A 19,657-nucleotide genomic window follows, 5' to 3' on the forward strand; every position below is an offset into this window, starting at 1 on the left:
ACTGTCCCGCCCTTTCTTAGATACACGATATGTGATTAAACTAATTCAATGACAGCCATTGGTGCGCCATCGCCGCGACGAGGTCCAAGCTTCATGATACGAGTGTATCCACCTTGGCGATCTTCGTAGCGAGTTGCAACGTCAGCGAATAATTTTTGAAGTGCATCTTGGTTTGTTTCAGCGTTAGCTACTTCGTTACGAATGTAAGCTGCAGCTTGACGGCGAGCATGAAGATCTCCGCGTTTGCCAAGAGTGATCATTTTTTCAACTACAGAGCGAAGTTCTTTCGCACGTGTTTCAGTTGTTTCGATGCGTTCGTTGATGATCAAATCAGTCGTTAGGTCACGAAGCATTGCTTTACGTTGTGCACTAGTGCGTCCTAGCTTTCTGTATGCCATGTGATGTCCCCTCCTTAATTAGAGATGCTGTATGAATAAAAAACACACGAAAATCCTAGTTCACAATGAAACTAGTCAATCGTCCTTACGAAGACCCAGTCCAAGTTCTTCTAGTTTCGCTTTCACTTCTTCAAGAGATTTACGTCCAAGGTTACGAACTTTCATCATATCCTCTTCTGTCTTGTTAGCAAGCTCTTGAACAGTGTTAATACCCGCACGCTTCAAACAGTTGTAAGAACGAACAGAAAGATCAAGCTCTTCAATTGTCATTTCAAGCACTTTTTCTTTTTGGTCTTCTTCTTTTTCAACCATGATTTCTGCATGCTGAGCTTCGTCAGTTAACCCAACGAAAATATTTAGGTGTTCAGTTAAAATCTTAGAACCTAGAGCGATCGCTTCTTTCGGTCCTGTGCTTCCATCAGTCCATACATCTAGTGTTAATTTATCATAGTTTGTGATTTGCCCAACACGGGTGTTCTCCACTTGATAAGTTACACGAGATACAGGTGTATAGATTGAGTCGATCGGAATCACGCCGATAGGCTGATCGTCTCTTTTGTTTGCATCAGCAGGATTATACCCGCGACCTCTTTGTGCAGTCAAACGAACACGGAAGCTCGCATTTTTGCCAAGAGTTGCGATGTGAAGATCTGGATTTAAGATTTCAATATCGCTGTCGTGTGTAATATCAGCAGCTGTTACAGTTCCTTCATCTTGTACATCAATTTCAAGCGTCTTCTCTTCTTCAGAGTAGATTTTGAGTGCAAGCTTTTTAATGTTTAAGATAATCGTTGTAACATCTTCAACCACGCCTTCGATCGTTGAGAATTCGTGTAAGACACCATCTATCTGGATCGATGTTACAGCTGCACCAGGAAGTGAGGATAAAAGGATACGACGAAGGGAGTTCCCTAAAGTGGTACCATATCCACGCTCAAGTGGCTCTACGACAAACTTGCCATACTTGGCATCGTCGCTGATTTCAACCGTTTCGATTTTTGGTTTTTCAATTTCGATCATCTAATAAAACCCTCCTTCAAAACGTCGAAACCTCGAATAGAATCATATGAGATTCCATCCGAAATTCCTCATTGTTTAGTCCCGTATGTGCTCAGGCAACGAGTCGTGTATTCGTCTCATAAATAACTGTATCATAACCCATTATTGACAGGGACACAAAATCTATACAAACAAATTACACGCGGCGACGTTTTGGTGGACGGCATCCGTTATGAGGAACTGGAGTTACGTCTCTGATTGCAGTAACTTCAAGACCTGCAGCTTGAAGCGCACGAATTGCAGCTTCACGACCAGAACCAGGACCTTTAACAGTTACTTCAAGTGTTTTAAGACCATGTTCGATAGAACCTTTAGCAGCAGTTTCAGCAGCCATTTGTGCAGCGAAAGGAGTAGATTTACGAGAACCTCTGAATCCTAATGCACCAGCACTTGACCAAGAAATTGCGTTTCCATGAACATCAGTAATCGTTACAATCGTGTTGTTGAAAGTGGAACGGATATGAGCGATTCCAGCTTCAATATTCTTTTTCACGCGACGTTTACGCGTATTTTGTTTACGAGCAGCAGCCATTCTTTAACTACCTCCTTTACTTATTTTTTCTTGTTAGCTACAGTACGACGCGGACCTTTACGAGTGCGCGCGTTGTTTTTTGTGTTTTGTCCACGAACAGGAAGTCCTCTACGATGACGGATTCCGCGGTAGCTTCCGATTTCAATTAGACGCTTAATGTTAAGTGAAACTTCACGACGAAGGTCACCTTCTACTTTAAGTTTGTCAATGATATCACGGATTTTACCTAGTTCGTCTTCAGTTAGATCGCGAACGCGAGTGTCTTCAGAAACACCTGCTTCTTTAAGGACTTGTTGAGCCGTCGTACGACCAATTCCAAAAACATATGTTAAAGAAATGACAACACGCTTATCACGTGGAATATCTACACCAGCAATACGAGCCATGATTTGGGCACCTCCTTGTTATTAGCCTTGTTTTTGTTTATGTTTTGGGTTTTCACAGATCACCATTACTTTTCCTTTTCTGCGAATCACTTTACATTTTTCACAGATAGGTTTAACAGATGGTCTCACTTTCATGTGTTTCCAACCTCCTTCTTCCGGAGTTGCTTTATTTGTAACGGTACGTAATTCTACCACGAGTTAAGTCATATGGAGATAATTCTACCGTAACTTTGTCTCCAGGTAAAATGCGAATGAAGTGCATACGGATTTTTCCTGATACATGAGCCAAAACTGTATGACCATTCTCTAGTTCAACTTTGAACATTGCATTTGGCAAAGTTTCTGCTACAGTACCTTCCACTTCAATTACATCGTCTTTCGCCATTCAAGTGTTCTCCCTTCTTCAAATCAGTAACTTGCTCTCTGATAAATGTCCAAATGAGATGTTCTCAATTGTCCATCTATCACCCGACCTGTTTTGAATATACTGTTCTGAACTTCCGGAGATACGCAATCATAAAAGGTTAAATGATTGATATTTTTTCTTAGGAGAATGAATTTACGCTTTTCTCCGTCTGCGATTAGTACATGGCAGCCATCGAACACGCCGATGACAACTGTATACTGATCTTGTTCTTTCCTTGGACTATACAGACAACCTGCCCGATTTGGGCCTGAAAGGCTTCAGTGAAGACCTAAATCTTAGTCAGTATATCAAAACCTGTATCTGTAATCGCAATCGTATGCTCAAAGTGAGCACACTTTTTCCCATCAACCGTTACAACCGTCCAGTTATCAGCCAGTGTTTTCACATATCGGCTGCCTGCGTTCACCATCGGTTCGATGGCCAACACCATTCCAGGTTTGAGCCGTGGGCCTTTGTTCGGCGGACCATAATGAGGAATTTGAGGGTCCTCATGAAGATCCTGTCCGACCCCATGTCCAACATATTCTCTAACAACTGAGAAATTCTCACCTTCAACATACGTTTGTATGGCATGGGAAATGTTTGACAGACGTTCACCTGGCTTTGCTTCCTGTAAGCCCTTATATAGAGATTCCTCTGTGACTTCCAGTAGTTTGCGGTCCTCATCACTGATTACCCCAACTGGATAAGTCCAAGCAGAGTCACCATGATAGCCATTTAACTTTGCGCCGATATCGATACTAATGATGTCTCCATCACGTAAAACCCGTTTACCAGGAATACCGTGAACGAGTTCTTCATTCACCGAAACGCAAATGCTCCCGCGAAAACCATTATACCCTTTAAAAGATGGGATTGCACCCTGCTTTGTAATAAAACGTTCGGCAATTTGATCCAATTCTTTTGTCGAAATACCTGGTTTTATGTGTTTCTTCAGCTCTTCATGAGTCAGTGCGACAATGCGTCCAGCTTCTCTCATAATCTCAAGCTCGCGAGGAGTTTTACAGATAATCATTTATTTAATCCCCCAAGCAGGTCCTTGATATCAGCGTAAACATCGTTAATGTGCTTCGCACCATCAATGTTTGCAAGATATCCTTTTTCTGAATAGAAGTTCAGTAAAGGTTCAGTCTGCTTTAAGTTCACTTCAAGTCTTGTCGAAACGGTTTCTGCATTATCATCTGCACGTTGATAAAGCTCGCCTCCACACTTGTCACAAACATTTTCTTTAGCAGGTGGATTGAATACTAAATGATATGTTGCTCCGCAATCTTTGCAAATTCTTCGGCCAGTCAGACGCTCCATCAAAGCATCTTTATCGACTTTAATATTAATGACATAATCAATCGTTCTGCCAAGGTCCTTTAGAATGTCTTCTAAAGCTTCAGCCTGAGCGACTGTTCGCGGAAATCCGTCCAGAAGAAAACCTTGTTCACAATCATTCTTGCCAAGTCTTTCTCTAACAATACCGATTGTGACCTCATCAGGAACAAGCTCTCCTTTATCGATAAAGGATTTTGCTTCGAGCCCAAGTTGTGTCTCCTCTTTCATAGCAGCACGGAACATATCTCCTGTTGAGATATGAGGGATCCCATAATCATCAACAATTCGTTCTGCCTGAGTGCCTTTACCAGCACCCGGAAGCCCCATTAAGACTAAGTTCATTTCGGATTTCCCCTTCCTTACTTAGAGAGGTTGGGCAGGAGCCCAGCCCTCTGTTTTATTTCATAAATCCACGGTAGTTTCGTTTCACTAATTGGCTTTCAAGCTGTTTCATTGTTTCAAGTGCAACACCTACAACAATGAGAAGACTTGTGCCGCCAATTTGTGCAGCGGAAGGTAATCCAGCGAATTGAATGAAAAAGATAGGAAGTATTGAAATCACGGCTAAGAAAATGGCGCCCACAAACGTGAGTCGGTACAAAATGCTCGTAATTCTATCTTGAGTCATTTTCCCTGGACGAACTCCCGGGATATAGCCACCCTGCTTTTGCAGATTTTCAGCCATTTGTTCAGGGTTTACTTGGACAAAGGCATAAAAATATGTGAAAGCAACAATCAGTGCTACATAAATCGTCATACCGATTGGCTTAGTATAGTCAAAGTTGTTAGTTATCCAGGTTGTCACATTATTTGTTCCGAAGAACGATGCGATCGTCTGCGGAGTAATAATGAACGAAACGGCAAAGATGACTGGAATCACCCCTGCTGGATTCACTTTCAATGGAAGGTGCGTTGCTTGACTAGCAGACATTTGTGCACGGCCAGTTCCTTTTGAATACTGAATCGCAATCTTTCTCACTGCCATTTGAATGTAAATAACACCGATAACAATGACAAGAATAGCAATCACAATAAGGGCAATTTTCAGGATTTGCATGAACAGCTGTCCATCTCCACCTACAAATTGCTGAGCGTACACTTGCTTTAATGTTTGAGGGATACCTGCGATGATACCGGCAAAGATAATAATCGAAATACCGTTACCAACACCGTGAGCAGTAATCTGCTCTCCCAGCCACATTAAAAATGCTGTTCCCGCAGTGAGTACGACCGCAATTAAGAGATACGTTGAAACACCTGGGTTTTCAATCAGCATGCCTCCTGCCATATTGTTAAATCCATATGACATTCCTAACGCCTGGATAAATCCTAGAACAATTGTAAAATACCTTGTGAATTGTGCTAATTTTCGGCGGCCAACCTCTCCTTGCTTTGACCACTCAGTAAACTTCGGTACAACATCCATCTGCAAGAGCTGGATGATGATCGAAGCAGTGATATACGGCATAATCCCCATTGCAAGAATGGAGAATTGGAAAAGTGCCCCGCCCCCAAACGTGTTGAGGATTCCGAAAACACTCATTTGATCCTGTGCCTGGAGAACTTCGGCGTTCACATTAGGCACAGGGATGAAAGCACCTATACGAAAGACGACTAACATTAAAAGTGTAAATATAATCTTATTCCGTATATCTTTCACACGCATAAAATTGGAGATTGTCTTAAACAAGTTAGATCACCTCGGCTGTACCGCCAGCAGCTTCAATCGCTTCTTTAGCAGAAGCAGAGAATTTATTGGCTTTTACAGTTAATTTTTTTTCTAATTTACCGTTGCCAAGAATTTTTACTCCTGCTTTTAACTTGCTTATTGCACCAGTCTCTAGAAGAAGTTCAGGAGTGACTTCCGTTCCTTCGTCAAAACTGTTTAATCTGTCTAAGTTGATTACCGCGTAATCTTTACGGTTGATGTTTGTAAAACCACGTTTTGGAAGGCGTTGGAATAAAGGCATTTGACCACCTTCGAATCCAGGGCGTACACCGCCGCCAGAACGAGCGTTTTGACCTTTATGACCTTTACCAGAAGTTTTACCGTTACCTGATCCAATACCACGACCAACACGGTTGCGTACTTTACGTGAACCTTCTGAAGGCTTCAATTCATGAAGTTTCATTTGGGCACCTCCTTATCGATTAAAAATGTTTTATTGTTCTTTAACAGAAACTAAATGAGACACCTTGTTAATCATGCCGCGGATCGCTGCATTGTCTTCATGTACGACTGTTTGGTTTGTTTTCTTTAGACCAAGAGTACGAACAGTGACACGCTGATCTTCCGGGCGACCGATTACACTGCGTTTGAGGGTAATTTCTAATTTATTTGCCATTATTGTTCCCTCCTTATCCTAACAGGTCTTCTACAGATTTTCCACGAAGCTTCGCTACATCTTCAGCACGTTTAAGTTCACTTAAACCTTGAAGTGTTGCGCGGATCATGTTGATCGGTGTATTAGAACCTAGAGATTTAGAAAGGATATCAGCTAGACCAGCAAGCTCAAGTACCGCACGCACTGGGCCTCCAGCGATAACTCCTGTACCTTCTGAAGCAGGCTTCAATAGAACGTTTCCTGCACCGAATCGACCGATGATTTCATGTGGAATTGTAGTTCCAACCATTGGTACTTCAATTAAATTCTTTTTCGCGTCTTCAACAGCTTTGCGGATCGCTTCTGGTACTTCTTGTGCTTTACCAGTACCGAATCCTACATGACCGTTTTTGTCACCGACAACAACTAAAGCTGCAAAACGGAAACGACGTCCACCTTTAACAACTTTCGCTACCCGGTTAACCGTAACTAAGCGTTCTTCTAACTCTAATTTGCTTGGGTCAATACGACTCATTCGGATGTGTCCCTCCTTCTTTTATTAAAATTTAAGTCCAGCCTCACGAGCAGCTTCAGCTAGAGCTTTTACACGTCCATGATATAAGTATCCTCCGCGGTCAAATACCACGTTAGAGATGCCTTTTTCAACAGCACGTTTTGCAACAAGTTCGCCAACTTTAGTAGCAGCTGCAGCGTCAGAACTATTCTCGATCTTTAACTCTTTATCAAGAGTAGAAGCACTTACAAGTGTTACACCGTTAACATCATCAATTACTTGAGCGTAGATGTTCTTGTTAGAACGGAAAACGTTAAGGCGAGGTCTTTCAGCAGTACCTGAAAGTTTCGCACGAACACGAGCGTGTCTTTTAAGACGAGTAGCGTTTTTGCTAGTTTTCGTAATCATCCGAGTCACTCCTTTCTTCACATTAAGCGATCTTACTTACCAGTTTTTCCTTCTTTACGGCGAACGAATTCACCTTCGTAACGAATTCCTTTACCTTTGTAAGGCTCTGGAGCACGGACAGCGCGGATGTTAGAAGCTAGAGCTCCTACACGCTCTTTATCGATACCTTTAACGATTACTTTCGTTTGAGATGGAACTTCTACTTCAACTCCAGCCTCAGGAACGATTTCAACTGGGTGAGAGTATCCAACGTTAAGAACAAGTTTGTTTCCAGATTTAGCTGCACGGTAACCGACACCGATTAGTTCTAAACCTCTTTCGAAACCTTTAGATACACCTTCAACCATGTTTGCAATTAAGCTACGTGTTGTACCATGTAATGCACGGTGTTCTTTATTTTCAGACGGACGGCTTACAGTTAAGACGTTGTCCTCAATTTTAATTTCCATATCAGGGTGAAATGCACGAGTTAGTTCACCTTTTGGTCCCTTTACTGTCACTGTGTTATCGTTGTTTGTCACAGTTACTCCTGAAGGGATCTCGATTAGCTTTTTACCTATACGAGACATACCAAGCACCTCCATTCATCTTAAACTTTTTTTACCATACGTAAGCAAGTACTTCTCCACCAGCTTGTTTAGCACGGGCTTCTTTGTCCGATAAAACACCTTGTGATGTAGAAATAATTGCGATTCCAAGTCCGTTAAGTACACGTGGTACTTCATTTGATTTCGCATATACGCGTAAACCAGGTTTACTGATTCTTTTAAGACCAGTGATAACACGTTCGTTGTTTTGGCCGTATTTAAGGAACAAACGGATAATTCCTTGTTTGCTGTCTTCGACGTACTCAACGTCACGGATAAAACCTTCACGCTTTAAGATTTCAGCAATTTCTCTTTTGATTTTTGAAGCCGGTACTTCTAGCTTCTCATGACGTACCATGTTCGCATTGCGAATACGAGTCAGCAAATCTGCAATCGGATCTGTCATAACCATTATTTAATAACCTCCTTCCCATTTATGGGGATTACCAGCTGGCTTTTTTAACGCCAGGAATTTGTCCTTTATATGCAAGTTCGCGGAAACAAATACGGCAAAGTTTAAACTTGCGAATTACTGAATGTGGACGTCCACAACGTTCGCAGCGCGTATACTCTTGAACTTTAAACTTTTGTTTGCGTTGTTGTTTCGCAATCATAGACTTTTTAGCCACGATTTCGCCTCCCTTTCATTGATTATTTCTGGAACGGCATACCTACTTGAGTTAATAACTCACGTGCTTCTTCGTCCGTGTTGGCAGTCGTAACGATAACGATATCCATACCGCGGACTTTTGTTACTTTATCGTAATCAATTTCTGGGAAGATTAACTGTTCTTTAATACCAAGCGTGTAGTTTCCACGACCGTCGAAAGATTTCTTAGAAATCCCGCGGAAGTCACGTACACGTGGTAAAGATACAGAAATAAGTTTATCAAGGAAATCGTACATGCGCTCTCCGCGAAGTGTTACTTTCGCACCGATTGGCATTCCTTCACGTAGACGGAATCCAGCAATAGACTTCTTCGCACGAGTAACGACAGGTTTTTGACCAGCGATAAACGTTAATTCTTCAACAGCAGTATCGATTGCTTTAGCGTTTTGAACGGCGTCACCAACACCCATGTTGATCACGATTTTTTCGATTTTTGGCACTTGCATTACTGATTTGTATTCAAACTTAGAAACTAATGCAGGTGTAATTTCTTTTACATACTTTTCTTTAAGGCGGTTCATGAGAAAGACCTCCCTTCCTTATTTACTATTTATCTAGAACTTGCCCAGATTTTTTCGCTACACGGACTTTCTTTCCGTCCTCAACTTTATATCCAATACGTGTCACTTCACCCGTTTTAGGATCAAGCGGCATTACGTTTGATACGTGGATCGGCGCTTCTTGTTCAGAAATTCCGCCTTGAGGGTTAGCTTGGGTTGGTTTAGAGTGTTTTTTCACAAGGTTAATACCTTCTACTAAAACACGGTCCTTTTTAGGGAAAGCAGCAAGGATGACACCTTGTTTACCTTTATCTTTACCAGAGATAACCACTACTTTATCGCCCTTTTTAACATGCATTTAATCGCACCTCCTTGAGTCGCGGATTGTATTCATTAAAGTACTTCTGGTGCTAAAGAAACAATTTTCATATAGTTATTTTCACGAAGTTCACGTGCTACTGGTCCGAAGATACGAGTTCCACGTGGGCTCTTGTCGTCACGGATGATGACACATGCATTTTCATCAAAACTGATGTAAGATCCATCGTTTCTGCGAGCTCCGCTCTTAGTACGAACGATAACTGCTTTCACAACTTCACCTTTTTTGACAACGCCTCCTGGTGTTGCTTGTTTAACCGTACAAACAATGACATCACCGATGTTAGCCGTTTTACGTCCAGAGCCACCAAGAACTTTAATCGTTAGTACTTCGCGTGCGCCAGAGTTGTCAGCTACTTTTAAACGAGTCTCCTGTTGAATCATTAATGTTACCTCCCTTCGGAAAAAGAAATCCGAACTTTATTAGATAATAACAGCTTCTTCGACAACTTCAACTAGACGAAAGCGTTTAGTCGCAGATAATGGACGAGTTTCCATGACCTTTACGATGTCTCCGATTTTTGCTTGGTTGTTTTCATCATGTGCTTTGAACTTTTTAGAGTATCTTACACGTTTGCCATAAAGTGAATGCTTTTTGTATGTTTCAACTACAACAGTGATGGTTTTATCCATTTTGTCAGAAACAACACGACCTTGATACACTTTACGTTGGTTACGTTCGCTCATGTTTGCGGGGCCTCCCCTCTAATTATTATTTATTAGCAGCGATTTCTCTTTGACGAATCACAGTTTTCATGCGTGCGATTGATTTACGCACTTCACGAATGCGAGCAGTGTTTTCAAGCTGCCCAGTCGCTAATTGGAAACGAAGATTGAAAAGTTCTTCTTTAAGAGACTTTACTTTTTGTTCAATTTCAGCAGTGGTAAGGTCACGAATTTCATTAGCTTTCATTTGATTCACCACCAATTTCTTCACGTTTTACGAACTTCGTTTTAATTGGCAATTTGTGAGATGCAAGACGAAGAGCTTCACGAGCAACTTCTTCAGACACACCAGAAATTTCAAATAAAACTTTGCCCGGTTTTACTACAGCTACCCAGCCTTCTGGAGCACCTTTACCGGAACCCATGCGGACCTCTAGAGGTTTAGCTGTGTATGGCTTAGAAGGGAAAATTTTGATCCAAACTTTACCGCCACGTTTCATGTAACGAGTCATAGCAATACGAGCAGCTTCGATTTGACGGTTAGTGATCCAAGAAGCTTCAAGAGCTTGGATACCGAACTCACCGAAATGTACTTCAGTACCGCCTTTTGCACGACCACGCATTTTTCCACGATGTTCTCTGCGATACTTCACGCGTTTTGGCAATAACATATTATTTTCCTCCTTCCGCAGTATTCTTCTTAGTTGGAAGGACTTCTCCACGATAGATCCATACTTTTACGCCAAGCTTACCATAAGTAGTATCAGCTTCAGCAGTAGCATAGTCGATGTCAGCACGAAGTGTGTGCAATGGAACAGTACCTTCACTGTAATATTCAGAACGAGCAATATCTGCACCGCCAAGACGACCAGAAACCATTGTTTTGATTCCTTGTGCTCCAGCACGCATTGTGCGTTGGATTGTTTGTTTTTGTGCACGACGGAATGAAATACGATTTTCAAGTTGACGAGCGATGTTTTCAGCAACTAGCTGAGCATCAAGATCTGCTCTCTTGATTTCAAGAATGTTGATGTGTACACGTTTGCCAGTTAGGCTGTTAAGAGCTTTACGAAGTGCTTCAACTTCAGATCCGCCTTTACCAATTACCATACCTGGTTTAGCCGTGTGGATTGTGATATTTACGCGGTTTGCAGCACGTTCGATTTCTACTTTAGAAACAGACGCGTCAGACAAACGCTTGCTGATGAATTCACGGATTTTCAAGTCTTCATGTAAGAAGTCAGCGTAATCTTTTCCTGCGAACCATTTAGATTCCCAATCACGAATGACGCCAATACGAAGACCTACTGGATTTACCTTTTGACCCACGGATTATCCCTCCTTCTTTTCTGATACAACGATTGTAATGTGGCTAGTACGTTTGTTAATTGCGCTCGCACGACCCATAGCACGTGGACGGAATCTCTTAAGTGTTGGACCTTCGTCAACGAATGCTTGAGTAATCACTAGGCTGTTAGCGTCCAACTCGTAGTTGTGCTCAGCATTTGCGATAGCAGATTTTAATACTTTTTCAATAATTGGTGAAGCAGCCTTAGGTGTAAGGTTTAAGATAGAAACTGCTTCTCCTACTTGCTTACCTCGGATCAGGTCCATTACTAGACGTGCTTTACGAGGAGCAATACGGACTGTTCTTGCGACAGCTTTAGCTTGCATTTAAAAGCCTCCTCTCATTAGCGTCTTGTTTTTTTATCGTCACTAGCATGACCTTTGTAAGTACGGCTTGGTGCGAATTCGCCCAATTTGTGACCTACCATATCTTCAGAAATGAAAACAGGTACATGTTTGCGTCCGTCATAGACAGCGATTGTGTGACCGATGAATTGTGGGAAAATTGTAGAACGACGAGACCAAGTTTTTACGACTTGCTTTTTGTCAGTTTCATTCAATTTCTCGACTTTAGCCATCAAATGATCATCAACAAATGGTCCTTTTTTTAAGCTGCGAGCCATTGTGGAACCTCCCTTCGTGATTGAACTACGGTCCTAAATGAACCGTAGACAACCCCGTTACTTGTTTTTACGACGACGTACAATGAATTTATCAGACTTGTTGGTTTTCTTACGAGTCTTGAATCCAAGAGTCGGTTTACCCCATGGAGACATTGGTGATTTACGTCCGATTGGAGCGCGTCCTTCACCACCGCCGTGTGGGTGATCGTTAGGGTTCATTACAGAACCACGAACTGTTGGGCGTACGCCTTTCCAGCGAGAACGTCCAGCTTTACCGATGTTGATTAGTTCGTGTTGTTCGTTTCCAACTTGACCGATAGTCGCACGGCAAGCAGAAAGGATCATGCGTACTTCACCAGAGTTCAAACGTACAAGAACGTATTTACCTTCTTTACCTAGAACTTGAGCAGAAGTACCAGCAGAACGAACTAATTGTCCACCTTTACCTGGTTTTAATTCAATGTTATGCACAACTGTACCAACTGGGATGTTGATAAGTGGAAGAGCATTACCTGGTTTGATGTCAGCTTCTGGTCCAGAAGTAACTTCAGTACCAACTTGGATTCCTTTCGGAGCAAGAATGTAACGTTTCTCACCATCTGCATAGTTTACAAGAGCGATGTTCGCTGAACGGTTTGGATCATACTCGATTGTAGCAACGCGTCCAGGTATACCGTCTTTATCACGCTTAAAGTCGATGATACGGTATTGACGTTTGTGACCGCCACCTTGATGACGAACAGTCAATCTACCTTGGTTGTTACGTCCGCCTTTTCTGTGAAGCGGTGCAAGCAACGATTTTTCTGGTTTGTCAGTCGTGATTTCAGCAAAATCTGAAGTAGTCATGCCACGACGACCATTACTGGTTGGTTTATACTTTTTAATCGCCATTTTGAATTTCCCTCCTTCTTTTTAAGATTTACGCTTCAAAAATTTCGATTTCTTTGCTGTCAGCAGTTAATTTCACGATCGCTTTTCTGCGACGGCTAGTCATACCAGTGTAGCGTCCAACGCGTTTTGATTTACCTTTGTAGTTTTGAACGTTGACTTTCTCAACTTTCACTCCAAAGATTTCTTCAACAGCGTCTTTCACTTCTGTCTTGTTAGCTCTGACATCAACTTCGAACGTATACTTCTTCTCTGTCATTAGATCAGCAGAACGTTCAGTAATGATAGGGCGCTTTAGAACATCACGAGGATCTTTCATTATGCAAGTCCCTCCTCTACTTTTTCAACCGCTGCTTTAGTGATCAGAAGTTTGTCGTGGTTGACAACGTCAAGAACGTTGATACCGTTAGCTTCAACAACTGTTACTCCAGGGATGTTACGAGCAGATAAAGCAACTGTTTCGTTTGCATCCGCAGTGACGATCAACGCTTTCTTCTCAACAGATAACCCTTTAAGGATGCCTGCGAATTCTTTCGTTTTCACTGCATCAAGAGTAAGATCTTCAAGAACGATGATGTTGTTGTCGATTACTTTAGAAGACAATACTGACTTGATAGCCAAGCGGCGAACTTTTTTAGGTAATTTATAAGAATAGCTGCGTGGTGTTGGACCGAATACGATACCGCCTCCGCGCCATTGTGGTGAACGGATAGAACCTTGACGAGCACGACCTGTACCCTTCTGTCTCCAAGGTTTACGACCTCCGCCACGTACTTCAGAACGAGTTTTTACTTTGTGAGTTCCTTGACGTAAGGAAGCTCTTTGCATAAGAATAGCATCGAATACTACGCTTTCGTTTGGCTCAATTCCAAACACAGAAGCGTTTAATTCGATTTCACCGTTAGTAGAACCGTTTTGGTTAAATAATGCTACTTTTGGCATGACTTGTTTCCTCCTTTCCTAAGAGAGTTATTTAGTTTTAACTGCACTCTTTACAGTTACTAGAGATTTTTTAGCTCCTGGTACGTTACCTTTGATCAAAAGAAGATTGCGTTCTGCATCAACTTTAACGATCTCAAGATTTTGGACAGTGATTTGCTCTCCGCCCATACGTCCTGGAAGAAGTTTACCTTTGAATACTCGGTTTGGATCAACAGGTCCCATTGAACCAGGACGACGGTGGTAACGTGAACCGTGAGTCATTGGTCCGCGTGATTGTCCGTGGCGTTTGATAGCCCCTTGGAATCCTTTACCTTTTGATGTTCCTGTTACATCTACGATATCTCCATTTGCGAAAATATCAACTTTGACTTCCTGACCAACTTCATACGCATCTAACTCCACACCGCGTAATTCTTTTACGAAGCGCTTAGGAGCAGTTTCCGCTTTAGCAACGTGGCCTTTCTCTGGTTTGTTAGAAAGCTTCTCACGTTTGTCGTCAAAACCGATTTGGATTGCTTCATAGCCATCCGTGTCAGTAGTCTTCTTCTGAAGAACAACGTTAGCAGCAGCCTCAACAACAGTTACAGGGATAAGATCACCGTTTTCTGCGAATACTTGCGTCATACCAATTTTTCTACCTAAGATTCCTTTGGTCATTCGTCACACCTCCTATAATATGTGTTTTCTATTTGAATTAAAGTTTGATTTCGATATCTACACCGGATGGTAAATCTAAACGCATAAGTGCATCAACTGTTTGCGGAGTTGGATTCACGATGTCGATTAGACGTTTGTGAGTACGCATCTCGAATTGCTCACGAGAATCTTTGTACTTATGCACCGCACGAAGGATTGTGTAAACTGATTTTTCAGTTGGAAGCGGAATTGGACCAGATACACTAGCACCAGAACGCTTAGCCGTTTCAACAATCTTCTCAGCAGATTGATCAAGAATTCTATGATCATATGCTTTTAAACGAATACGAATTTTTTGTTTTGCCATTATTTTCCCTCCTTTTCGCCTACTTACGTTAGACAGTTCTCCGTGAGAAAAACCTGATCACCTTGCCATGGCAAAGCGGCCGGGTGTGTCAGCAACCTCTCACTTCATCGCAGTCAAAGACCAACATGCACTATTGTACCAAATTGGCCTGCGTGTTGCAATAATAAATCGGATAAATTTATGATTTGCACACTTTTCATATTATACAGGGGTTCAGCCTATAAATCAAGCTTTCCCTGAAGATGATGTGTAGCTGTCTTCCTGACGATACGAATAAATTCTTCTGGCTCTTCAATATGCGGAGAATGCGCAGATTTTTTAAAAGTAAACCACTCTTTTATTGGTGCTGTAAGTTGATCAACATATGGTTTTGATACAGCAGCTGGTGTAATCATGTCATGTTCCCCAATGATAAAGTAGCAAGGTATTAATATAGAAGAAACTCGGTATTGAATGCTTTCGTTCATCAGCTCATCCCACAGCATATCTTGGCTATACTTCTGTCCCATAAGGAATTTCCACTTATCTTTTAGCTGATAATGCTTACTAACGAGAAATGCATACAGCATTTGAAAAATGGGCTTCCACCTATGCGTGAGCCCTACTTTTGCGAACTCTTTATATAGTGAGAACAAAGCATGAGCAGAGGTGCGTTTCCAAGGGGGTGGTGTCAGCAATCTTAGACATCGAGTGAAGAAATGCTTGCCTTGATATTTTTTTAGAAGAAGTTCGTACGATACAATATCCTCTTTTAATACATCAACCACCTGACTAATTCCATAATAGGCATGATACAAATCTGGGCGTTTATGTACAGCTTGTATGGCGATTAATGATCCCCATGAATAACCTGCAATGTATATTTTCGCTTGATCAGTATAGGAAAGTAGTTTTTCTGTAAGCTCAATCGTATCCTCTACGAATTGCCCAATGGTCATAGAAGACTCAGGAATGTTTTTTTGATAAGACAGTCCTGCACCACGCTGGTCCCAATGGACAACAGTGAAGTCTTGATCAAGTTCCTTATGAAAGGAATCGATATAACTCATTTGAGCTGAGCCTGGGCCACCGTGTAAAAATAATAAAACAGGTTTTGTTTTTTCCGCTTGATCTTCTTTTATCATAATCCATTGATCAAGCCCGCCAATCAGCCATTTTTTCAACATTGTCTTCGCCATTCCAGTGATCCTCTCGGTTCCATTTAGATTCTATAGCTTATAGTAGCCGTTATGCACTGGAAAAGCAAAAAAAGAGACCCTTTTGCAAGGAGTCTCTTTTAACAGTTATTACTTAATGATAGTAGAAACGACACCAGAACCTACAGTACGTCCACCCTCACGGATAGAGAAACGAGTTCCTTCTTCGATAGCGATAGTAGAGATAAGTTCAACTTCCATCTCAGTGTTATCGCCAGGCATTACCATTTCAGTACCTTCTGGAAGATGTACGATACCAGTTACGTCAGTTGTACGGAAGTAGAACTGCGGACGGTAGTTAGTGAAGAATGGAGTATGACGTCCACCCTCTTCTTTAGAAAGTACATAAACTTCAGCTTTGAAACGGCTATGTGGAGTGATTGTACCTGGTTTAGCAAGTACTTGACCACGTTGGATATCTTCACGAGATACACCACGAAGTAGTGCACCGATGTTGTCACCAGCTTCAGCATAGTCAAGAAGTTTACGGAACATTTCAACACCTGTAACAGTTGTTTTACCGTTTTCTTCTTGAAGACCGATGATTTCAACTTCGTCACCGACTTTAACTTGTCCACGCTCAACACGACCAGTAGCAACTGTTCCACGACCAGTGATTGAGAATACGTCCTCAACTGGCATCATGAATGGCTTCTCAGTGTCACGCTCTGGAGTTGGGATGTACTCATCAACCGCATCCATAAGTTCGAAGATTTTTGCTTCGTAATCAGCATCACCTTCAAGAGCTTTAAGAGCAGAACCTTTGATAACTGGTACATCGTCACCAGGGAAGTCATAGTCAGAAAGAAGGTCACGAACTTCCATTTCAACAAGTTCAAGTAACTCTTCATCGTCAACCATGTCACATTTGTTAAGGAATACTACGATGTAAGGAACACCTACGTTACGAGAAAGTAGGATGTGCTCACGTGTTTGTGGCATTGGACCATCAGCAGCAGATACTACTAAGATCGCGCCGTCCATTTGAGCAGCACCAGTGATCATGTTTTTAACATAGTCAGCGTGTCCTGGGCAGTCTACGTGTGCATAGTGACGAGTTTCAGTTTCATACTCAACGTGTGCAGTTGAGATTGTGATTCCACGCTCGCGCTCTTCTGGAGCACCATCGATTTGGTCATAAGCCATAGCTGTACCTTTACCAGATTTCTTATGAAGAACTGTTGAGATAGCAGCAGTTAGAGTTGTTTTACCATGGTCAACGTGTCCAATTGTACCAATGTTAGCATGCGATTTGGAACGGTCGAATTTTTCTTTAGCCATTCTAAAAATCCTCCTTAAAGGTTCATTGTATTTGGTATGAGTGATAGAAAGTGAAGAGTTACCTCCCACTTTCTGATCTTCAATAGTAGTTATACTTTAGTTTAAAGGCAAAATCAATTATTCACCTTTATTTTTTTTGATGATTTCTTCACTGATGCTCTTAGGCACTTCTTCGTAGTGATCCATGTGCATAGTGAAAGTACCGCGTCCTTGTGTGTTAGAACGGAGTGCAGTTGCATATCCGAACATTTCAGAAAGTGGAACCATAGCGCGAACAACTTGAGCGTTACCGCGAGCTTCCATACCTTCTACACGTCCACGACGAGATGTGATATCACCCATGATGTCTCCCATGTATTCTTCTGGGATAACGACTTCTACTTTCATCATTGGCTCAAGTAGAACTGGGTTACATTTGCTGACAGCATTTTTCAATGCCATAGATGCAGCAATTTTAAACGCCATTTCGTTAGAGTCAACATCGTGGTAAGATCCATCGAATAATTTTGCTTTGATGTCGATTAATGGGAATCCAGCTAATACACCATTTTCTAGTGAATCTTCAAGACCTGCTTGAATTGCTGGAATGTATTCACGTGGAACAACCCCACCGACGATTGCATTTGTGAATTCGAAGCCTGCGCCTTCTTCGTTTGGTTCGAATTCGATCCAAACGTGTCCGAACTGACCGCGTCCACCAGACTGACGTACGAATTTACCTTCAACTTTTGCACTAGAACGGAATGTTTCACGGTACGCAACTTGAGGAGCTCCTACGTTAGCTTCAACCTTGAACTCACGCTTCATACGGTCAACAATGATATCAAGGTGAAGCTCACCCATACCAGAGATGATCGTTTGACCAGTTTCAGTGTTTGTTTGTGTACGGAATGTTGGATCCTCTTCAGCTAGTTTAGCTAAAGCGATACCCATTTTATCTTGGTCAGCCTTAGATTTAGGCTCGATTGCTACATCGATAACTGGCTCTGGGAATTCCATAGACTCAAGGATAACAAGATTTTTCTCGTCACAAAGAGTATCACCAGTAGATGTATCTTTAAGACCAACAGCTGCTGCGATATCCCCTGCATATACAGTAGAGATTTCTTCACGGCTGTTTGCGTGCATTTGAAGGATACGTCCAACACGCTCACGCTTGTTCTTAGAAGAGTTCTTCACGTAAGAACCAGAATCAAGTGTTCCAGAGTATACGCGGAAGAAAGTTAGTTTCCCAACATAAGGGTCAGTCATAACTTTAAATGCAAGAGCTGCGAATGGTGCGTCATCAGTAGACTCACGTACAACCTCTTCATTTGTATCTGGCAATGTACCTTTGATTGCAGCAACATCAGTTGGTGCAGGAAGGTAGTCAAGCACAGCGTCAAGTACAAGCTGAACACCTTTGTTTTTGAAAGCAGATCCAACAAGAACTGGGTAGAATTCAACATTCAAAGTTCCTTTACGGATTGCAGCTTTCAATTCAGGAATTGTGATTTCTTCACCCTCAAGGTATTTTTCCATAAGCTCTTCATCAAGCTCAGCGACAGCTTCAATCAAGCTGCTGCGAAGCTCTTCAGCTTTGTCTTTATACTCAGCAGGGATTTCTTGTGCATCAGAGCGAGTTCCAAGGTCATCTTCGTAGAAGTATGCTACGTTTTCTACAAGGTCGATGATTCCTTCGAATTGATCTTCAGCGCCGATCGGCAATTGAATTGCATGAGCGTTCGCTTGAAGACGATCTCTTAATGTGCTTACAGAGTAAAGGAAGTCCGCACCGGTTTTATCCATTTTGTTAACGAATACGATACGAGGTACTCCGTAAGTTGTTGCTTGGCGCCAAACTGTTTCAGTTTGAGGCTCTACACCTGATTGTGCATCAAGAACAGCAACCGCACCATCAAGTACACGCAAAGAACGTTCAACTTCAACAGTGAAGTCTACGTGTCCTGGTGTATCGATGATGTTTACACGGTAACCTTTCCATTGTGCTGTAGTAGCAGCAGAAGTGATTGTAATACCACGTTCTTGCTCCTGCTCCATCCAGTCCATTTGTGAAGCTCCTTCGTGAGTTTCACCAATTTTATGGATACGACCAGTGTAGTACAAGATACGCTCAGTCGTTGTCGTTTTACCGGCATCGATGTGAGCCATGATACCAATATTACGAGTTTTGTCTAAGGAGAACTCTCTTGCCATTGGGTAATT

33 protein-coding genes are annotated in these 19,657 nt (G+C 42.1%); all 33 read right to left on the minus strand.

The window, feature by feature from the left end:
* Window positions 1-35 precede the first annotated feature (35 nt).
* Window positions 36-398, minus strand: coding sequence for a 50S ribosomal protein L17 (gene rplQ, locus KVT11_RS18480; protein WP_003216944.1), 363 nt, complete (start codon window positions 396-398; stop codon window positions 36-38).
* A gap of 75 nt (window positions 399-473) precedes the next feature.
* The gene (locus KVT11_RS18485) at window positions 474-1,418 is read right to left on the minus strand and encodes a DNA-directed RNA polymerase subunit alpha (protein WP_003217009.1); all 945 of its coding nucleotides are present in this window, start codon (window positions 1,416-1,418) and stop codon (window positions 474-476) included.
* A 175-nt stretch (window positions 1,419-1,593) separates the two neighbouring features.
* The gene (gene rpsK, locus KVT11_RS18490) at window positions 1,594-1,989 is read right to left on the minus strand and encodes a 30S ribosomal protein S11 (RefSeq protein WP_003217231.1); all 396 of its coding nucleotides are present in this window, start codon (window positions 1,987-1,989) and stop codon (window positions 1,594-1,596) included.
* Window positions 1,990-2,009: 20 nt separating this feature from the next.
* On the minus strand, window positions 2,010-2,375 hold the full coding sequence (rpsM, locus tag KVT11_RS18495) for a 30S ribosomal protein S13 (protein WP_003217023.1): 366 nt from the start codon (window positions 2,373-2,375) through the stop codon (window positions 2,010-2,012).
* Window positions 2,376-2,396: 21 nt separating this feature from the next.
* Complete coding sequence (gene rpmJ, locus KVT11_RS18500) at window positions 2,397-2,510, minus strand: 50S ribosomal protein L36 (protein ID WP_003156543.1); 114 nt, start codon at window positions 2,508-2,510, stop codon at window positions 2,397-2,399.
* 31 nt (window positions 2,511-2,541) lie between these two features.
* Window positions 2,542-2,760 (minus strand): translation initiation factor IF-1, encoded by a 219-nt coding sequence (gene infA / locus KVT11_RS18505; protein WP_003217190.1) that lies wholly within the window; start codon window positions 2,758-2,760, stop codon window positions 2,542-2,544.
* Window positions 2,761-3,070: 310 nt separating this feature from the next.
* Complete coding sequence (map, locus tag KVT11_RS18510) at window positions 3,071-3,817, minus strand: type I methionyl aminopeptidase (RefSeq protein WP_007496338.1); 747 nt, start codon at window positions 3,815-3,817, stop codon at window positions 3,071-3,073.
* Window positions 3,814-4,467 carry an adenylate kinase gene (locus KVT11_RS18515; RefSeq protein WP_007496336.1) on the minus strand — a complete coding sequence of 218 codons (654 nt, stop codon included), beginning with the start codon at window positions 4,465-4,467 and terminating at the stop codon, window positions 3,814-3,816. Before KVT11_RS18515 ends, map begins: the two co-directional genes overlap by 4 nt.
* Window positions 4,468-4,522: 55 nt before the next feature.
* Window positions 4,523-5,815 carry a preprotein translocase subunit SecY gene (gene secY, locus KVT11_RS18520; protein ID WP_007496334.1) on the minus strand — a complete coding sequence of 431 codons (1,293 nt, stop codon included), beginning with the start codon at window positions 5,813-5,815 and terminating at the stop codon, window positions 4,523-4,525.
* Between the two features lies 1 nt (window position 5,816).
* Complete coding sequence (gene rplO, locus KVT11_RS18525) at window positions 5,817-6,257, minus strand: 50S ribosomal protein L15 (RefSeq protein WP_003216888.1); 441 nt, start codon at window positions 6,255-6,257, stop codon at window positions 5,817-5,819.
* A 30-nt stretch (window positions 6,258-6,287) separates the two neighbouring features.
* Window positions 6,288-6,470, minus strand: a complete 183-nt coding sequence (gene rpmD, locus KVT11_RS18530; RefSeq protein WP_003217067.1) for a 50S ribosomal protein L30 — start codon at window positions 6,468-6,470, stop codon at window positions 6,288-6,290.
* Window positions 6,471-6,483: 13 nt separating this feature from the next.
* Window positions 6,484-6,984, minus strand: coding sequence for a 30S ribosomal protein S5 (gene rpsE / locus KVT11_RS18535; protein WP_007496332.1), 501 nt, complete (start codon window positions 6,982-6,984; stop codon window positions 6,484-6,486).
* Between the two features lie 24 nt (window positions 6,985-7,008).
* Window positions 7,009-7,371 (minus strand): 50S ribosomal protein L18, encoded by a 363-nt coding sequence (gene rplR / locus KVT11_RS18540; RefSeq protein WP_003216951.1) that lies wholly within the window; start codon window positions 7,369-7,371, stop codon window positions 7,009-7,011.
* A gap of 32 nt (window positions 7,372-7,403) precedes the next feature.
* Window positions 7,404-7,940, minus strand: a complete 537-nt coding sequence (rplF, locus tag KVT11_RS18545; RefSeq protein WP_008345395.1) for a 50S ribosomal protein L6 — start codon at window positions 7,938-7,940, stop codon at window positions 7,404-7,406.
* A 31-nt stretch (window positions 7,941-7,971) separates the two neighbouring features.
* Entirely contained in the window at window positions 7,972-8,370 is a 399-nt protein-coding gene (rpsH, locus tag KVT11_RS18550) for a 30S ribosomal protein S8 (protein WP_007496327.1), read from the minus strand.
* Between the two features lie 31 nt (window positions 8,371-8,401).
* Window positions 8,402-8,587 (minus strand): 30S ribosomal protein S14, encoded by a 186-nt coding sequence (rpsN, locus tag KVT11_RS18555; RefSeq protein WP_008356542.1) that lies wholly within the window; start codon window positions 8,585-8,587, stop codon window positions 8,402-8,404.
* Between the two features lie 22 nt (window positions 8,588-8,609).
* Window positions 8,610-9,149: a 50S ribosomal protein L5 gene (rplE, locus tag KVT11_RS18560; RefSeq protein ID WP_003217159.1), complete on the minus strand. Its 540-nt coding sequence runs from the start codon at window positions 9,147-9,149 to the stop codon at window positions 8,610-8,612.
* A 25-nt stretch (window positions 9,150-9,174) separates the two neighbouring features.
* On the minus strand, window positions 9,175-9,486 hold the full coding sequence (gene rplX / locus KVT11_RS18565; RefSeq protein ID WP_007496325.1) for a 50S ribosomal protein L24: 312 nt from the start codon (window positions 9,484-9,486) through the stop codon (window positions 9,175-9,177).
* A gap of 35 nt (window positions 9,487-9,521) precedes the next feature.
* Entirely contained in the window at window positions 9,522-9,890 is a 369-nt protein-coding gene (gene rplN, locus KVT11_RS18570) for a 50S ribosomal protein L14 (protein WP_003216882.1), read from the minus strand.
* Between the two features lie 39 nt (window positions 9,891-9,929).
* The gene (gene rpsQ / locus KVT11_RS18575; protein WP_003216906.1) at window positions 9,930-10,193 is read right to left on the minus strand and encodes a 30S ribosomal protein S17; all 264 of its coding nucleotides are present in this window, start codon (window positions 10,191-10,193) and stop codon (window positions 9,930-9,932) included.
* A gap of 25 nt (window positions 10,194-10,218) precedes the next feature.
* Window positions 10,219-10,419, minus strand: a complete 201-nt coding sequence (rpmC, locus tag KVT11_RS18580; RefSeq protein ID WP_003217155.1) for a 50S ribosomal protein L29 — start codon at window positions 10,417-10,419, stop codon at window positions 10,219-10,221.
* A complete protein-coding gene (rplP, locus tag KVT11_RS18585; RefSeq protein WP_003225801.1) occupies window positions 10,409-10,843 on the minus strand; it encodes a 50S ribosomal protein L16 in 435 nt (144 codons plus the stop codon). The genes rpmC and rplP overlap by 11 nt, the downstream gene beginning before the upstream one ends.
* Before the next feature lies 1 nt (window position 10,844).
* Window positions 10,845-11,501, minus strand: a complete 657-nt coding sequence (rpsC, locus tag KVT11_RS18590) for a 30S ribosomal protein S3 (protein ID WP_003217241.1) — start codon at window positions 11,499-11,501, stop codon at window positions 10,845-10,847.
* A 3-nt stretch (window positions 11,502-11,504) separates the two neighbouring features.
* Window positions 11,505-11,846, minus strand: coding sequence for a 50S ribosomal protein L22 (gene rplV, locus KVT11_RS18595; RefSeq protein ID WP_007496316.1), 342 nt, complete (start codon window positions 11,844-11,846; stop codon window positions 11,505-11,507).
* Window positions 11,847-11,863: 17 nt separating this feature from the next.
* Entirely contained in the window at window positions 11,864-12,142 is a 279-nt protein-coding gene (gene rpsS / locus KVT11_RS18600; RefSeq protein WP_003216920.1) for a 30S ribosomal protein S19, read from the minus strand.
* Between the two features lie 57 nt (window positions 12,143-12,199).
* Complete coding sequence (rplB, locus tag KVT11_RS18605) at window positions 12,200-13,033, minus strand: 50S ribosomal protein L2 (RefSeq protein ID WP_007496314.1); 834 nt, start codon at window positions 13,031-13,033, stop codon at window positions 12,200-12,202.
* A 28-nt stretch (window positions 13,034-13,061) separates the two neighbouring features.
* Complete coding sequence (rplW, locus tag KVT11_RS18610; RefSeq protein WP_003217016.1) at window positions 13,062-13,349, minus strand: 50S ribosomal protein L23; 288 nt, start codon at window positions 13,347-13,349, stop codon at window positions 13,062-13,064.
* The gene (gene rplD / locus KVT11_RS18615) at window positions 13,349-13,972 is read right to left on the minus strand and encodes a 50S ribosomal protein L4 (RefSeq protein WP_007496312.1); all 624 of its coding nucleotides are present in this window, start codon (window positions 13,970-13,972) and stop codon (window positions 13,349-13,351) included. The genes rplW and rplD overlap by 1 nt, the downstream gene beginning before the upstream one ends.
* A gap of 27 nt (window positions 13,973-13,999) precedes the next feature.
* A complete protein-coding gene (rplC, locus tag KVT11_RS18620; protein ID WP_007496311.1) occupies window positions 14,000-14,629 on the minus strand; it encodes a 50S ribosomal protein L3 in 630 nt (209 codons plus the stop codon).
* Window positions 14,630-14,666: 37 nt separating this feature from the next.
* Window positions 14,667-14,975 carry a 30S ribosomal protein S10 gene (gene rpsJ, locus KVT11_RS18625; RefSeq protein WP_003156464.1) on the minus strand — a complete coding sequence of 103 codons (309 nt, stop codon included), beginning with the start codon at window positions 14,973-14,975 and terminating at the stop codon, window positions 14,667-14,669.
* Window positions 14,976-15,193: 218 nt separating this feature from the next.
* Window positions 15,194-16,153, minus strand: a complete 960-nt coding sequence (locus tag KVT11_RS18630; RefSeq protein ID WP_116307699.1) for an alpha/beta fold hydrolase — start codon at window positions 16,151-16,153, stop codon at window positions 15,194-15,196.
* Window positions 16,154-16,261: 108 nt separating this feature from the next.
* A complete protein-coding gene (gene tuf / locus KVT11_RS18635) occupies window positions 16,262-17,452 on the minus strand; it encodes an elongation factor Tu (RefSeq protein WP_007496302.1) in 1,191 nt (396 codons plus the stop codon).
* Window positions 17,453-17,569: 117 nt separating this feature from the next.
* Entirely contained in the window at window positions 17,570-19,648 is a 2,079-nt protein-coding gene (fusA, locus tag KVT11_RS18640) for an elongation factor G (protein WP_007496301.1), read from the minus strand.
* Window positions 19,649-19,657 lie beyond the last annotated feature (9 nt).

Source organism: Bacillus sp. GbtcB10 (assembly GCF_019091365.1).
Taxonomy (GTDB): domain Bacteria; phylum Bacillota; class Bacilli; order Bacillales; family Bacillaceae; genus Bacillus; species Bacillus altitudinis.